Source organism: Mesobacillus sp. (assembly GCF_057785455.1).
Map to the genome: position 1 here is coordinate 432,382 of NZ_JBYNSB010000012.1, position 15,301 is coordinate 447,682.

The 15,301-nt window shown below is 42.0% G+C and carries 11 protein-coding genes; 2 read left to right on the forward strand and 9 right to left on the reverse strand.

Annotated features, from left to right (window positions below; genetic code table 11):
• Positions 1-26: 26 nt before the first annotated feature.
• Complete coding sequence (locus tag AC3EBE_RS04675; RefSeq protein ID WP_488593918.1) at positions 27-1,325, reverse strand: MFS transporter; 1,299 nt, start codon at positions 1,323-1,325, stop codon at positions 27-29.
• 142 nt (positions 1,326-1,467) lie between these two features.
• Between AC3EBE_RS04675 and AC3EBE_RS04680 the strand changes: the two genes are divergently transcribed.
• Complete coding sequence (locus AC3EBE_RS04680; protein ID WP_488593842.1) at positions 1,468-1,956, forward strand: helix-turn-helix domain-containing protein; 489 nt, start codon at positions 1,468-1,470, stop codon at positions 1,954-1,956.
• Positions 1,957-2,117: 161 nt separating this feature from the next.
• On the opposite strand, the gene AC3EBE_RS04685 is transcribed toward AC3EBE_RS04680, so the two are convergent.
• The 6 genes from AC3EBE_RS04685 to AC3EBE_RS04710 all read right to left on the reverse strand — a co-directional run bounded on the left by AC3EBE_RS04685 (position 2,118) and on the right by AC3EBE_RS04710 (position 11,219).
• Entirely contained in the window at positions 2,118-2,306 is a 189-nt protein-coding gene (locus AC3EBE_RS04685) for a hypothetical protein (RefSeq protein WP_488593843.1), read from the reverse strand.
• A gap of 5 nt (positions 2,307-2,311) precedes the next feature.
• A complete protein-coding gene (locus AC3EBE_RS04690) occupies positions 2,312-3,271 on the reverse strand; it encodes a GAF domain-containing protein (protein ID WP_488593844.1) in 960 nt (319 codons plus the stop codon).
• A 304-nt stretch (positions 3,272-3,575) separates the two neighbouring features.
• Positions 3,576-7,988: a coiled-coil domain-containing protein gene (locus tag AC3EBE_RS04695; RefSeq protein WP_488593845.1), complete on the reverse strand. Its 4,413-nt coding sequence runs from the start codon at positions 7,986-7,988 to the stop codon at positions 3,576-3,578.
• A complete protein-coding gene (locus AC3EBE_RS04700; protein ID WP_488593846.1) occupies positions 7,972-8,715 on the reverse strand; it encodes a DUF6063 family protein in 744 nt (247 codons plus the stop codon). The genes AC3EBE_RS04695 and AC3EBE_RS04700 overlap by 17 nt, the downstream gene beginning before the upstream one ends.
• Entirely contained in the window at positions 8,705-10,216 is a 1,512-nt protein-coding gene (locus tag AC3EBE_RS04705) for a replicative DNA helicase (RefSeq protein WP_488593847.1), read from the reverse strand. The genes AC3EBE_RS04700 and AC3EBE_RS04705 overlap by 11 nt, the downstream gene beginning before the upstream one ends.
• Positions 10,203-11,219: a Wadjet anti-phage system protein JetD domain-containing protein gene (locus tag AC3EBE_RS04710; RefSeq protein ID WP_488593848.1), complete on the reverse strand. Its 1,017-nt coding sequence runs from the start codon at positions 11,217-11,219 to the stop codon at positions 10,203-10,205. The genes AC3EBE_RS04705 and AC3EBE_RS04710 overlap by 14 nt, the downstream gene beginning before the upstream one ends.
• A 291-nt stretch (positions 11,220-11,510) precedes the next feature.
• Between AC3EBE_RS04710 and AC3EBE_RS04715 the strand changes: the two genes are divergently transcribed.
• A complete protein-coding gene (locus AC3EBE_RS04715; protein ID WP_488593849.1) occupies positions 11,511-12,023 on the forward strand; it encodes a GNAT family N-acetyltransferase in 513 nt (170 codons plus the stop codon).
• Between the two features lie 358 nt (positions 12,024-12,381).
• Here the strand turns inward: AC3EBE_RS04715 and AC3EBE_RS04720 are convergent, their stop codons facing one another.
• Together AC3EBE_RS04720 and codB are read right to left on the reverse strand one after the other, a co-directional pair.
• Positions 12,382-13,650 carry a cytosine deaminase gene (locus tag AC3EBE_RS04720; protein ID WP_488593850.1) on the reverse strand — a complete coding sequence of 423 codons (1,269 nt, stop codon included), beginning with the start codon at positions 13,648-13,650 and terminating at the stop codon, positions 12,382-12,384.
• Between the two features lie 3 nt (positions 13,651-13,653).
• Positions 13,654-14,919, reverse strand: a complete 1,266-nt coding sequence (gene codB, locus AC3EBE_RS04725; RefSeq protein WP_488593851.1) for a cytosine permease — start codon at positions 14,917-14,919, stop codon at positions 13,654-13,656.
• Positions 14,920-15,301 lie beyond the last annotated feature (382 nt).

A 15,301-nucleotide genomic window follows, 5' to 3' on the forward strand; every position in this document is an offset into this window, starting at 1 on the left:
TCCTTTTATGTAAAAACTCGGCCAAATTATTTGGCCGAGCTCATTTTACCAGTGATCACAGTTGGTTCAACGCGGCTTTTCACTGCAAAGATAGCAATCAGTGACACCACTGCAGTGAACATGATGTAGAGTGCAACTGGGACGTAGGAATTACCAAATGATGCGAGCAGCGCAGTGGCAACGAGTGGCGCTGTACCGCCAGCGACTGCGGCCCCGATTTGATAACCTAGTGAGACACCAGTATAGCGAACCTTGGCGTCAAAGATTTCGGAGAACATCGTTCCAAGTACTGCCGTAATCGGAGCCCAAATGATCCCCAGCCCTATAATCGTCGCCAATACCAACATGAGTACACTGCCCTGATGAATCATCCAGAAGTATGGGAAAGCGAAAGCCATCATCGCTAATGTACCAGCGATGTACATCTTCTTACGGCCCACGCGGTCTGACAGACTTCCCATGATTGGGATAAGGATCGTCGTAATAACGGTTGACACCATGACGGAACCTAACACCGCAGAGCGGCTAAATCCTAGAGTGCTTGTCGCATACGAAACAATGAACGTACTGAAAATATAGAATGGAGCTGTCTCCACCACTTTCGCACCGATTGTGATCAGCACTTCTTTCCAGTAATAGCGAAGTGTATCAACGATTGGCAGCTTTGGAATCTCGCCTTTTTCCTTCACTTTCTTGAATTCTGGTGTCTCATCGATTCCTTTACGGATCCATAAACCGAAGACCACAAGCAATGCACTAAAGATGAATGGCACGCGCCAGCCCCATGTCATGAATTGCTGCTCTGGCAATAAGCTCATGATCCAAAGAGCTAGTGTACCCATCACCATTCCTATCGTCACACCCATTTGCGGAATAGAACCGAAGAATCCTCTGCGTTCTGGCGGGGCATACTCAGTTGCAAGCAAAAGAGCTCCTCCCCATTCCCCGCCGATTCCAAGTCCCTGGATCAGGCGAAGTGTAATTAAAATGATTGGTGCCGCTACTCCAATTGCTTGATATGTAGGCAGAATCCCCATAGCAAAAGTTGCAGCACCCATTAAGCTTAGTGTTAAAACGAGTGTTTTTTTTCGGCCGATCCGATCCCCGATATGACTAAAAATAATTCCTCCAAATGGCCGGATAAAAAATGAAAGTGCAAACGATGCATACGCTAAAAGCAAGCCTACCGTTGGGTCCTCGTTGACAAAGAATAATTGGTTAAATACAAGTGCGGCCATTGTTCCATATAGAAAATAGTCAAACCATTCAATGGAACTGCCAACAAGGCTGGCGATCAATACACGCCAGGTCGTTTTCTTATCCAATTGCATTTTCCCTTCCCCCTCTTTTAAAATTGAAGTGTCACTTCAATTAAATATTAGATAATGGTTAATATTCTGTCAACTTTGTTCGAATTGACACAATCCATATATAAGGGAAAAATAGTTAGTAGGAAGGTGAAGTTTTATGATCGGTATACGCCTTAAAGAAATCCGGAAAGAGAAAAAAATGACCTTGAAAGAACTTGCCGAAGGGGCCGGCGTCTCCATCAGTTTTCTATCGCAAGTGGAACGAGGAAAGTCCAGTGTCACATTGGAGTCACTCCGGAAAATCTCTGAAGTTCTTGGCGTCAATCCAAGTATTTTCTTCCCAAGTAACAATGAGCCTATGAGTGAACCTACATTTCATTATCAAGACCTGACACAGCAGGTCCAAAACCCAGACTTTCACCCTATACTCGTCACGCTCCCACCAAACCAAATTGACGGGCAGCCTTTTGCACATAGCGGACATGAATTTGTCTATGTAATAGAAGGAACTTTGACACTGCAAATAGGTTCAAAGACGATTGAACTGCAACACGGCGAATCCTGGTTCTTTTCAGCCAGCGAGACACATTATTGGTATAACCATACAGATCAGACGATTCGGTTCTTGGTTGTATCGTCAAGGTAAAACAAGAGGGGAGGTTCTTCAGCCCCTGAGCAGAACCCTCCCACATCACCTGCTTCTTAATATAAGGAAAGAACCTAATTCCACTGGAATTAGGTTCTACGTAATATTCAATATAAATGTAAAGAATTCTTTGCAAATTGACAAAGCATCACCAAAATATATTATTGCTTGGTCAACATCTTTTCTTTTTTTGTTCTTAGTCTGCCTTGGTCATCTTCATATGTTTCAACTAATCCTAAACTAGCAGCTCTTCTCAATAGCTGATTTGTTCTATTATGGGAGGAAGCCAACCTTTGATTTCTTCTTTGGACTATTCTCAATCCATTTGTTCTACTTTTTAATGTTGACATACTAATCACTCCTTCCCGGTTATTAACATTTTATCATAAAAGTGAGCTAATCCACACATATCTGCATAAAAAACCACTGTTCTTTCATCATCTTCAGCAAAATCTTCAGGTTTTTCACTCTGAATACATAATACTCCAACAACCTTTTTACCAATCCTAATTGGGACACCTAATATAGACCCGTACTCATGTTTTGGTGCAAACATTCCTTGGAAATGTTCATTTTCTTCGTTAACATTATTTATTAATACGGTTTGATTAACATCCCAAATATGTCCTGCAAATCCTTCTCCTTTCTTAAACACCCTTTCCCGTGATGAACTAAATTCAATCCTGTTGTAAGCAAACATCTTAAGTTCTTCTTCCTCAATAAAATAAATTGTGGATGATTTATCTGCACGATCCTCCAATAAGATGGTTACGCACTCATCTAGAATGTTATTACAAAATTCATATTTCCAAGCTGGTTTTCCTTCATCGAGCAATTGAATTAATGACCTAACAAGCCGGCTTGCATTTTTGTGATGACGAATAAATATATCACTTATGTATGTAACTTCATCCAGATCAATTGCCTTTAATTCCACTTCTTCAATTAAATCAATGTTTATTTCCTCTAAATCATCTATCTTCTTATTTAGTTCATCGTTTTCCTTTAGGAGACTATTATCTAAATAGTGTTGTTCTTTCTCAAAAGCTTCATCATACATGAAATTTGGAATATTAGTAAAACCGATAGATACTGCACTGGGATTTGTTCTAAGGTATTTAGCCAACCCATTAGTTATTACAATAACTGCGACTACTATTCCAATCCATTTAATAACATCAATCGGCATTATCTCTTTCTGCGGGAAAAAAAACTCGATTATCTTTACAATCACCTCTCCCACAGCTAACAAAATTATTACAGTCAATCCTAATCCAATAAACCGACTTAACCACTTCTTCTTTGACTTACTCATGAAGATCACCACAAATATATAGAATTCTTACAAAAAACATTCGACATTATTCTTCATTTATCCTCTTAATAAACCACCTAAAAGTAATCTTTTTTATACAAAATTGGAGACAATTGGACAGCTCTCGCCCCGCAGTGTTGAACGAAGATTGGGCATGTCCCATTACCACCTACCAAAAAAGAAGCGCAAAGCAAACCTGTTGTGACCAAAAGCATTTTAGGAGCAAAAGGTCCGTCCCTTGCTCCCTCAGCTGAAAACACAACTAATCACTAAAACGTTGATCTCCGTGCTTTTTTATTTAAACTCACGAAAACAACTCCAGCTGCTCAATCTCTCCCAATCTCTCCAGTGCCTGTGGTTGATGATCCTGAAAATAGGCTTGGTGTAGTTGTTTGACTTTGGTCATGATTTGTTTGTTTGAGTCTGCTGCTTTTCGCAGGCGGCAACTGTAGATGACTGGGAAGTAGTCTCGCAGGAATTTTCCGTCGGCGTGCGCGGTAAGTGCGATGATCTGGAATCCAAGTTGTTCTGCGATGAAGAACACTGGATTCAAGACATGATCGCTGGATGCTTTTCCGAATGGATTATCCATGATGACTACTCGATGGCGCTTGGTTTTAGCAACTGAGTGCTTCCGTTTTTCAGCAACGTAGTTTAAGATACCGAGGAACAGGGTCATGTTCTTGCTCCACTTTTCTCCTCCAGACCAGGCATTAGACTGCTCCCATGAGTACGATCGGGTGGTTACCTGATTATCGTTTGTGACTTTACGGCATGTCACTTTCATGCTCTCATTGTTCATGGCGATGCGGAGAAGCTGTTTGGAGTGAATCCACGTTTCAATCTCTTTGCGCACCTTGCCGTAATCTTCGGTTCCATCACTACTTAAAAACCGGTCTGAATCCAATTGTCCCAATATCCATTCAATATGCTTGCGGATTCTGTTTTTTCCTTCTTCCTCCGTCCACGTCGGAATGGAGAACTGGAAGATTTCCTTCCATTTATCGTCGACTTTTACTTTCGTCTTCTTTGGAATCAAGGCTAGTTCGCCCGCAATCGTAAACAAGTGGCTATTGATATGGGTGACAAATTGTTCAAGCTGTTTGTCATGGTCGATGATCGTCGCTTCATTGTATTTAATCGCGGTCTGGATTCGCTTTTGCATGTGCCCTTGGAATTCAAGCACTTCCCCATACGTCTTCTTGCTGTCAATTCCCTGACGTGCCATTTCGCGCAATTTGACGTTCGTGATTTTGTTTTTGCAAAAATGCTTAAACGTTTCTTTTGCCTGTTCGACTTTTCCTTTTTCAGCCCCAACAAGATTACTCATCCTGGTCAATTGATCCGTAACTTCTTTTACAAAATCCATTCTTCGATAGATAAAGACTTGAAGTTCGTCTTCTTCCAAAATGGCGGCTTGAACGGATGGGCCTTTGAAATGATGGGCTTCTTCAAAGCGGTCAAGTTGATGAAAAGCCTGTTGAAGGGAGTGGATTTCTCCTTCCAAGCGCGTTTGTTCTTTTTGTAAAAAGGCTTTTCGCTCCTCTAGTATTCTTGTCTCTTCTTTTAACTCTTCCTGGATGTCCGCCACGCTTTGTGTAAAGAAGATTGGCTCTGTCTGAGGAAAGGCTTTTGCGAATTTTTCCTGAGCGAACTCAGCTGCTTTTTCCTGTTTGATTTTTACCGTATTCTGCGAGTTATACTTCTTCGTTTCCTGTTTAACAGTTTCTTCAAGGTCCTTAATCCGCAGTCGTAACGATGCAATTCGTTCATCCCCGTTCGGTGGAAATACCAGCTCCTCATCCAGGTCAGCATGCTCGAGCCTTGTATCTTCCATTCCTTTTTCAATCCGCTTAAGTTCCTCTCGAGTATGGGAAATTTTCAATTCTATTTCATTCCTCGTACCTGAAAGCTTCCTCAAAGCAAAATTCAGTTCATTCCTTGCCTCTTGTAAAACAACCTTCGATTTATTGGCATAAATCGGTTGAGCGTTTTTCACTTCATCATATAAAGGGTCACCTTGCAGGCTTTTCGCATGGCTTGTTTCATCCCAGATGTCTTTTTCTTTCAAATCCAGTTCTTCTTTTAATCGCTTCTCCTGCTCTTTGTAGCGTTTGATCTGCTGCTCGGATTTCACCGATTGTTCAACCAGTTTCTCCCAATGGCTAAGCAGTTCATTCCGTTCTTTCTCCATCTGAAGGTATTCATGTGCATCCTTCAATTTTCCTTCCAGACCATTGTGCTCATCTGAGTATACCTTCACCCGGTCTTCCTGGGACTTCATCAGTTCCCTATTTTCCGAAGTAGTTGTCCGGTTTTCCTTTATCTGGATATCCAACTGGCTAAGAGCTTGAAATAACTCATGTAAATAACTCTTTTGCTGTTGCACTTCCTCATAAGGATAGTTTTGAAAAAATTCGATAAGCTGGGCATCCGCTTTTTTCCACCTCTCCAATTGTCCTTCGATTTCAAGTCGATCCTTCTTGGCTTTCTCAGCATATTGCCTCATCGTTTGTTTCCATTCTTGAAAAACATCAGCCGAATGGTTTTCACACCAATGAGCCGGTTCCACAACATTCGATTTCGTTTTCTCACCCTGCACAATGGCAGTTGCCTGCTCGATTGTCATCACATAAACGGGAAATTGCAGCTGTTGCTGAACGGACTGTACTTTTGAGAGCACATACGTCATGTCAGTGGAAGTGGTCACCAAAGTAACCGGCCAAAGAGGATAGGTAGCTGCACTTTCTGTGACAGACTCCTCCAGCGATTGTATAAATTGGACGCCAGTTTGCAAAAAGCTAAATTGGTTCGTCCACTTACCGATTTGTTTTTCAAGAAAAGGATCAGCGAAAAATAGATCTTGTTCTCCGTAGTCATCGATGCGTCTGTAGGCAATCCGCTCATTGAACAGGCATGCATCTCTTTCCCGTTCCAAACCCTCCAGCTGACCCTGAACGTGACGCACAATCGAATCCTGTTTCAAATACAGCGAATCTACCTGTGACCATTGGGGGCGAAGTCCAGCCAGCACTACTTTTACTTTATCGTGAGCTTGGTTCGCTAGATTCACCTCTAGCATCGATTTTGAATACACTTCCCATTTCTGGCTTTTCTCCGCATTTAATCTCTGCTGCTGAGCTTCAGACTCTATAAGGAATGTGGCAATCCTCTTGTTATCGGTTTTCAATCGAACGATCTGTCCATCCAAAAATCCAAGACGCTGCTCCCATTTTGGCACGCACTCTTGCACCGTTTCCTGATTCGGATTAGATAGAATTCGCTGCCTGATCCGCTTCAACTGGGCTTCTAAGGTGTCGATGGTTCCAATCTTTTGATTTAGCAGTCCTTTTACCTGTTCGAGCTCATCTTCTTGTTTCTGCCTATCCCTCTCCATTTGTTTCAACGCTTCCTCAATCGGTCGCCTTTCAATTTTTATGTCCTGAGTCCGTTTCAGACTTGCCTCGATTTCCTGGCTAAAGTACCCCTTCAGTTCACGGCTATTCTCCTCCAGCCGATCTTGAATATCCTGAATGTCTTCATCCTCGTCCAATTCCGCCAACTTCTCCAAATGAAAGGCCAGTTTCTCACTCGCTTCCTTCCATTCTTTTTTCAACTGTGCAAGCTTGAGGGAATTGTATTGATTTTTCGAAGCTAGTAGATTTTCTTCAACTATATGGAGATGCTTCTCAGATTCTTTCCACTCGGCTTCAATGGTCTGCAAGAGAAGCCTTTCTTTATATAGGTCAAGAGAGAAAACCTTTTTCTTGTTCTCGTTCTCTTCCTGCTCCCATTGTGTCATTTTTTCAACTAGACCTTCAAGCTCTTGCAAAGCATACTGCTCTTGCCGAGATATTTCCTCTAGAACAGCTTTGGCCCGTCCCTTGACTCGCTGATACTCTTGTTGCTGTTCAAAAAGTCTCTCATACGTCGAGGCATATCGGTTGAGCTGTTCCTCGATGGTTTTGTTTTCTTCAATTTGTTCCTTTAATTCTTTATACAGCTTGAAGCTGACTCGATGCTTTTCAAATGTGTCTGCGAATGTATTCGGGTGGTGTCCTGCAATGGCGCCTTCCACTGTCGGAATCAACAGACGGTCAAAAAGCTGGTTTGTCTGCTTGCATTCATCAAAGAAAGCTTCGACTCCGCCTTCTGTACTGTTGATTTTTACAATCGCTTCCCATTCGTCTGAGATGATGTGGTACTGATCTTCAATATGCTTCTGGAATGCTTTAATCGTTGAAAAAGTGTGGGCATTCATATTCTGATGCGCCATGTTGGAATAGTAATCGGAAATCTCCCCCCTGTCGGAAGGGCGATTGGTATCTTTCCGGACAAAAGGTAGATCTTCAATCCCACTCTTGTCCCCAGCCTTATATTCGTATACATAGCGGTACGAATCCAATCCATCCTTGGTTAAAAACAAACTGACACATGTAAGCAAATATTGACGAGGCGAATCATTGAGAATCCATTCAATTGCGATGTGCGCAGGGTAATTATCAAGCTGCAACGTCTGCTTTATCTTTCGTTCAGCTAACGAAGCATGAGGCATAATCGCTTGCAGAGCGGTTTGGATAAAGACCGTCTTCCCGCCTCCATTTTCTAGTAGGATCGCACCATTGAATCCGTCAAATCTAAATAGTTCATCATTGTACCGTTTCATGCCATCCTCATAGACGACATTCGTAAAGCGAATCTTACTTATGGTCGGCATATTCCGCTTCCTCCTCCCATTGATAGATAAACTCAAGGATGCCTTTGTTGTACTCCACTTCCATGAAAAAGCGCTGGACGATTGTTTTGGCTTTTTCAGTCAGAACGATTTCGTTATTACCAATTTCAGCGATTAGTTCTTGAGCAACAAGAAAACGTTTCACCGTATCCATAAAGCTCATCCGACTAATCGTGTTTCCGCTCTGCTTCTTGGCACTTTCTTTGATATCATTCATGTCATCCCACTTATCAACAATTTGGCCCCAATTATAAGAAAACTCTCTCTCACGTTCCTTCAACATCTCATCATCCAGTTCCTTCAGCAAATCAATTCGCTCATGAACTAGCTTCACCCATTCATCGAGCTGAAGAAAGTCCCGAGTCTGCTCAAGCGTCTGATAGCTATCATAAAAGGCTCCGAACAGCACAATCGATGCAAAATAAAGCAAATATAGATCGGCATTGGTCGCTCCTGATTTCAGGTAAGTCCTTTTGATATAGTCATTATTCACATGAAATGGAGAAAGCTTTGTCTTAGGAATCATATACATTTTTTCACCAGCAGGCACGATGACACAATCGACTTTGTGGGCAAATCCATCCACCAGCGCCCGAACCGAATCATCTGCTATGTATAATGAAAGGGAATCTCTTCCCGCCTGACCATCTCTTGCCAGAATCATATACAGTTCAAAAGCTTGCATAACTTTGCTTTCGCTATAATTCATTTTCAAAATCCTCCTCTAAAACAATCTCCATTTCCTGAATCGAAAATCGCTCCGTTACATGAAGAGTTTCCCCCTGTTCCCAAACCAGTAATGTCCTACTCCCCAGCAATGCCAGTACATCATCCATAATATGACTAGCATCATCTTCTTCTCGTTCAATAGGTCCACTTGACAGTGGTGAGCGTTGATGGAGAATGAGCCAGAAATCATACAAAAAACGTTGATGCAATAATGGGTTATCTTTTTCTCGTATGTATGTGAGGATTTCAGAAAGTTGATTTTTACCTTCATCCAATGCCTCCAACACCAATTCCATTACATGCCCGTAATTTTTTCGCAAAATTTGCTGGTAATTGTTCTCCTTCTCATCGTCAAGTTCCATAAACCCGAATTCCACGGATTCATCGCGTTCTTCGCGTATATTCTGTTCGGCAAAAAGTGTCAGCGGAGACCATGACTGCTCCTGTTGAACATGCATGAACGGATGCAGCAATCCTTTCATTGCTTCAAGCGGGAGCGGTGTCCCGATGATTTTTGCGTTAATGTCCTGATCGAAGTTGAATGCATCGATTCCTGTATAATAGAGGGATTCCTGAGCCGCCTTTAACGTATGATTCTTTAATTCTATGCTTTGCTCAAGCAATCTCGAATGCTCATAATGGACCTCTTCCAGATGATTGGTGATTTCCAAGACATACTTATAGGTTTTGGCTTCTTTTTTGTGGTAATCCTTTTCATACAAGCGGTCTTTTGTTTCTTTTACAAATTGGCGGAGCTCGGTAAATTCCTCATTTTCCCGCTCCAGTCTAGCATGAATATCTTCGAGCAGCTGTTTGTAGCGGTCGAAGGTCTCCTCCGAAACGATGCTGCGCTGTATTTCGTGACGCAATTTTACCATCCGTTCATTTAGAGACTCGACGTCGATTCTCATTTCATTGATTTGGCGGAGGGCACCTTTAAATTCGCCTTTTTCTAGCTGTTTCCGGAGCATGAGCTGATTGATGGAAAGTTGGAACTCACTATAGAATTCTTTGGTGGCAAACACTAGCTCAAGACCATCTTCATCCAGTGTGTAATATTGCGTGTTCGTTATAGAATCGAAATTCTTCGCCTTAAGCAATGAGTATTCTAGTTCATCTTCCTTAAACTCTTCCCAATTAAAGAAGGAATAGGAACGCTTTTTCCCCGTCGCCGGCCTGAATGTCATGATGATGGCAGTGGCAATTTCTTCACAAGTTTGGATATCCAGCGTATACTGGCGTGCCGATATTCTCTGAAGGAACTTTGCCAAGTCTTTTGTGCCCGTCTTCATGTTCCGCATGATTTTTTGCTCAAAGAAAAAGAGCAATGAAAGCAATCCAAGTCCTTTCATATCAATTGGCTGATCAAATTGGTCTTTCATTTTTTTGCGTTCTAGTTCATATAGAGGATCAAACAATGCCAGACGGCGCATTCGCTCTTTAAATCCTGACGTCACTTCCGTTATTTCATTCAATTCCATGAGATTGCCTCCAAATTTCCTGTAATTCTTTCGTCTTCAACACTTCCTGAGGAAGGTATTGTCCATTTTCCAACATGGTTAGTAGCTGAAGAGTCTCATCTTTTGAAAAATAAGTCAGGAATTCCAAAATTGCTTCTTGGTCATATCGCTGATTGGTTTTACCGGCAAGTGTTTCTTTGCTTAGGCATGCCTGGTAAAAGGGGGCATAAAGCTTGGCATTAACTTTTTGATTCAAACTATGCCATATAAAGATTCCTGACCGATCGATGTCGCCAAAGTAATAAAACTCATGATTCTTATTGGATAACGGAAGTTGACGATCAAACTGCTCGATGCTCTTAATGATTTTGTTACCGCTTCCGTAAATCAAAGTTGTGAACACCGTTTTGGGCAGTGCATCCTCTAATGCCTGGAACGTCGTTTTGTTCTCCACAATCAAGTGGAGGTGTTTGTTCCTGTTTATAGCACTTGGATTCAAAGCAAACATCAGAGGATCTGCTACCGGGATGATTTTCATTGGGGCCAGGAGCCCGATTCGTTTAAGTAATTCTACTCCGTGCTTTTCCGTGATCCACTTTTCATCACCAATAAGTTCTACACTCCGCTCAGGTGCGGGAACTTCATAAGTCGGAAAACCTTTATCTTCTATATAACTACTTATCTTCTGTATATATGGAAGGTCGTGATTCCAAACAGAAGGCTCTTCAGAAAAATACGAGTCAAGTTGAATGGATGGATGCAACAGAATCCTGTGTTTTATGAGGTCGGCATGGAGAGCCTGTTTCAGAGGGGTGGTGTGAATGCGATAAACATAGGCTAGAGATGGATTCCGTGTGTTTCTTCCTTTTGATTTCATCATTTCAATTACACCCTCTTCTTCAAGTGAAAGAACAGTTTGGGCAAATTGTTCATATGACATACGTGGCAACATGATTTCCAACTCAGATAGCTCAATCGTCTTTCTTTTATAGACTGCTAACATAGTTCTCGCTGAATTCAACACAAAGTAACCCTCCATTTTTTTACAATCTCCTGCTATTATTCTACTAAATTCCTTCTCTTTCGTCAGTAGGTATCTTTTTTTAAAGAAGACCTAAGAAACGTTTCCATGCTCTTACGAATAGTTAGTTCACCAATGGTCACAAGCACAAATACGGTTTGATAAGTATGGCATTACGAACTGCTTAATGATGAGACTCTATAATTGTCCCCTTGTTTAAATATCCACTCGAAAACTCTCTATAATGATAAGATGATGCTACACTGAATTATTTTTATGAAATGAGGTATAGCCTTGCTTGTATTCGAAACAGAACGGTTGAAAGTCCGTTGGCTAGACGTCAGTGACCAAGAGTTTATTTTTAAATTGCTTAATGAACCAGGATGGCTAAAATATATCGGAGATAAAGGCATTCGGTCGCTTGAGGATGCTAAGAATTATATTTTGACCGGACCAAGAAAAATGTATGAACGAGTGGGGTTCGGACTTTTTGTGGTTGAACTAAAAGAGAGCCAACTGCCGGTTGGTTTATGCGGTTTGATTAAACGGGATGGACTGGAGGATGTCGATATTGGATATGCCTTTCTTGCCAAACATCAATCAAAAGGTTATGCCTTTGAATCAGCAAAAGGAACCTTGGAGTATGCCCAAAAACTAGGTTTGGATCGGATCGTTGCCATTACAACCAAAGACAATGCTTCCTCTTCCAAACTCCTTGAAAAGCTTGGTATGGTTTTTGAAGGATACGTGACCCTTCCTCAAGACGATGTGGAGCTTAAGCTCTATGCTATAAATATTGCAAAATAAAGGATTTGGACGAAAACACAGGGACGGTTCTAGCGTTTTTTGAATTGTTAAAATATGTAGTTCACTGAAACAGAAGAACCGTCCCCACGTTTCACAGAGGATATTATTGCAATAAAAGAAGCAGTGGATTCAAAAACTGAATCCCTCTGCTTTTAGGGTTGATATCACTATTTATTAGGCTCTTTTCTCAAACTTTGTTGCTATTGACTATAAAACAGGATGGAATGCCCTATGTTTCTTCACAAAATGAAAGCTTATTATGAGAAAAGAGCTTGCACACTGATATCGACCTACAAAATAGCTTTTTACCACGTTAAAATCTGCTTTAGGATTTTAACAACAATCTTTACGAAAACAGCTATTTATTAAAATGAATTCTCTCTTCTAACTGATCTATTCGAATTGATGCTTCACTCGGTTTAGTCTCTGCAATTACTTTCCCTTCACGAATCGAGTACCGTACTGCTGCCTGCTTACGGATTGCTTCGTATTCGTTTTCAGCGGCTAGTACAATGAAATTGGCAGGTTTGCCTGTTTCGATTCCATAACTCTCCTCGATGTTCAAGGTTTTGGCGCTGTTTGTTGTGATTAAATCGATAGAGTTCATGATTTGCTCATAGCCCATCAATTGTGAAACATGGATGCCCATATGCAGAACCTGAAGCATATTACCTGTTCCAAGTGGATACCACGGATCAAAGATGTCATCATGGCCGAAGCTTACATTCAGTCCTGCTTCAAGCAATTCTTTTACCCGTGTGATTCCCCTGCGCTTTGGATACGTATCAAACCTGCCTTGAAGATGGATGTTCACTAACGGGTTTGCAACAAAATTGATGTTGGACATCTTCAATAATCTGAACAGTTTATACGTGTAGGCATCATTATAAGAGCCCATTGCTGTTGTATGGCTGGCTGTGACCCGGTTGTTCAGTCCGCGTTCATAAGCCTCGGCCGCCACTACTTCAACGAATCGAGATTGTTCATCATCGATTTCATCACAATGGATATCTACAAGGCGGTCATATTTTTCGGCCAGGTCAAATGCTGTTTTTAATGAAGAAACGCCATATTCTCTTGTGAACTCAAAATGAGGAATTCCGCCGACGACATCAGCCCCCATTTTCAAGGCTTCCTCAAGCAGCTCTGCCCCGCTTGGGAAAGAATTGATTCCTTCCTGAGGAAAGGCTACAAGCTGTAAGTCTACATAGGAGGCCATTTCTTCTTTTACCTCAAGCAGCGCTTTTAAAGCTGTTAACTTAGGATCCGTCACATCCACATGTGTGCGAACATGCTGGATTCCCTGGGCAATTTGCCATTTCAAGGCTGTTTTGGCTCTTGTTTTTACATCATTCTCTGTTAAAGTTTCTTTGCGCTGGGACCATCTCTGGATGCCTTCAAACAATGTCCCGCTCTGGTTCCATTCCGGCTCACCTGCTGTCAAAGTGGTGTCAAGATGGATATGCGGCTCGATGAACGGGGGCAGCACAAGTGAACCTTCAGCATCAAGCACTTCCTGCCCTTTTTCTTCTATTACATCCTGTGTAACTTCATCGAACTTCCCTGCTTTTATAGCTATATTCCATAGCCCGTCTCTTCCTCTGAGCTTTGCATTTTTAATAATCACGTTTTAAGCCACCTTCTTCAGTTCTGTCATAGAAGCCTTTCTTGCCTGCACTAAAACCGCAAGCTTTGAAACGATTACGAATGTTAAGACTGATCCTAATAGAGCATTGATTGGCGCGATGCCTGGAACAAAATTCGCCCCCGCGATACCAACAGCCCATGCCAGCAAAGCAATCCAGTTAACTGCTTTAAATTCCATTTCTTCAAATCGCTTGTATTTTCCACGATTGACGATGAAGTAATCCGCTAAAATAATCGCTCCGATTGATGGCAGAGCCGTTCCTAAAATCGTCAGCCAGCCAACAAAGTTATTGTAAAGCCACATTGCTGCAATCGTACCGACAATTCCGTTGAAGATGACGACCTTGCTTTTTGCGATTTTAGTAATATTAGAAAACCCAAGACCTGATGCGTATAATGCATTATCATTTGTTGTCCAGATGTTCAAGCCAAGCACGATGATTGCCGGGATGATCAATTTTTGCAGGAACATAACCTCTGAGATATCAGACTGCCCTGTTGCAATCGCACCGATTGCTCCAAACACGAACATCAGGGAATTTCCGATAAAGAAGGCAACGACTGTCGTGATGACTGCTGACTTTTTCGTATGGGCAAAACGGGCAAAGTCTGGTGTCAATGTACCTGCACTGATGAATGATCCGACAGTAATGGTTAACGCTGCCGCCAGTCCAATCGCTTCTGTTGGCTGATATTGCATTAATCCTTCCAAACCGCCAACTGTTTCGGTTGCTTTGAAAACTGAGAAGCTTCCTAATACAGTGATTAGCGGCACGGCTATGAAACTAAGAATTGCGAGTGCCTTCATTCCGAAGAATGCGGTGGCTGTCATTAAAATACCTGCAACTGCTATGAGCAAAGTCGTATCCATTCCAGTCACTTTTTGGACCGGAAGAGCGAACATCGCTACCCCAACTCCAAACCAGCCTACCTGTGTTGCTGCCAGCAAAAACGAGGAAAGATAGGAGCCTTTTTCCCCAAAAGCGTAGCGTGCAAGCAGGTGTGTTGATAACCCAGTTTTTGCTGCGATATAAGCAAGGGCTCCTGTATAAGCCCCAAGAATCAAGTTTCCTGCCAGGACAATTCCAATGAATTGAATAAATGTTAACCCAGTTCCTAACGTTCCACCAGACCACATACTAGCTGAGAAGAAAGTAAGCCCCAGCATCACAACAAGCATTTTCCAGAATCCACTTCGGTTGCCTTGTGGCACGGCCTGTAACGGAAAATCTAAATCTACTTTTTTCATTTCAATTCCTCCAATGTCTATTTTGTTTCTGGTACCGAAGAGATCTTCGATTTAGACATTTGGAAACGAAAAAAGGCTACTTGCCGTTTTCCGACAAGTAGCCTTTTCGCCATGATAAACCAAAGAGCATGGGTACACCTCACCCCATGGCCATCACTAAATCCGCTGTCCTTGTCAGCCTCACGGGACTGAATTAAAGGTACCAGTATTTAATTGTTCTAATTATTTCAGAAAGTCTACTAGATGTCAATAAGCATATTTTGATAGGGTGATTCCTTAAGAAGTGAAATTATTGAGAAAAGGCACTTAAAATCATTACTCTACTTACCCTTCCCGTGTCGGGATAATTGCTCCTGAGAAGCAGGGGGACGTACCTACTGCT

What these genes read in the sequence shown, in the direction of transcription:
- AC3EBE_RS04680 (WP_488593842.1), top strand. Translation starts at nt 1,468, where the DNA reads ATGATCGGTATACGCCTTAAAGAAATCCGGAAAGAGAAAAAAATGACC.
- AC3EBE_RS04685 (WP_488593843.1), bottom strand. Translation starts at nt 2,306, where the DNA reads ATGTCAACATTAAAAAGTAGAACAAATGGATTGAGAATAGTCCAAAGA.
- AC3EBE_RS04690 (WP_488593844.1), bottom strand. Translation starts at nt 3,271, where the DNA reads ATGAGTAAGTCAAAGAAGAAGTGGTTAAGTCGGTTTATTGGATTAGGA.
- AC3EBE_RS04695 (WP_488593845.1), bottom strand. Translation starts at nt 7,988, where the DNA reads ATGCCGACCATAAGTAAGATTCGCTTTACGAATGTCGTCTATGAGGAT.
- AC3EBE_RS04700 (WP_488593846.1), bottom strand. Translation starts at nt 8,715, where the DNA reads ATGAATTATAGCGAAAGCAAAGTTATGCAAGCTTTTGAACTGTATATG.
- AC3EBE_RS04705 (WP_488593847.1), bottom strand. Translation starts at nt 10,216, where the DNA reads ATGGAATTGAATGAAATAACGGAAGTGACGTCAGGATTTAAAGAGCGA.
- codB (WP_488593851.1), bottom strand. Translation starts at nt 14,919, where the DNA reads ATGAAAAAAGTAGATTTAGATTTTCCGTTACAGGCCGTGCCACAAGGC.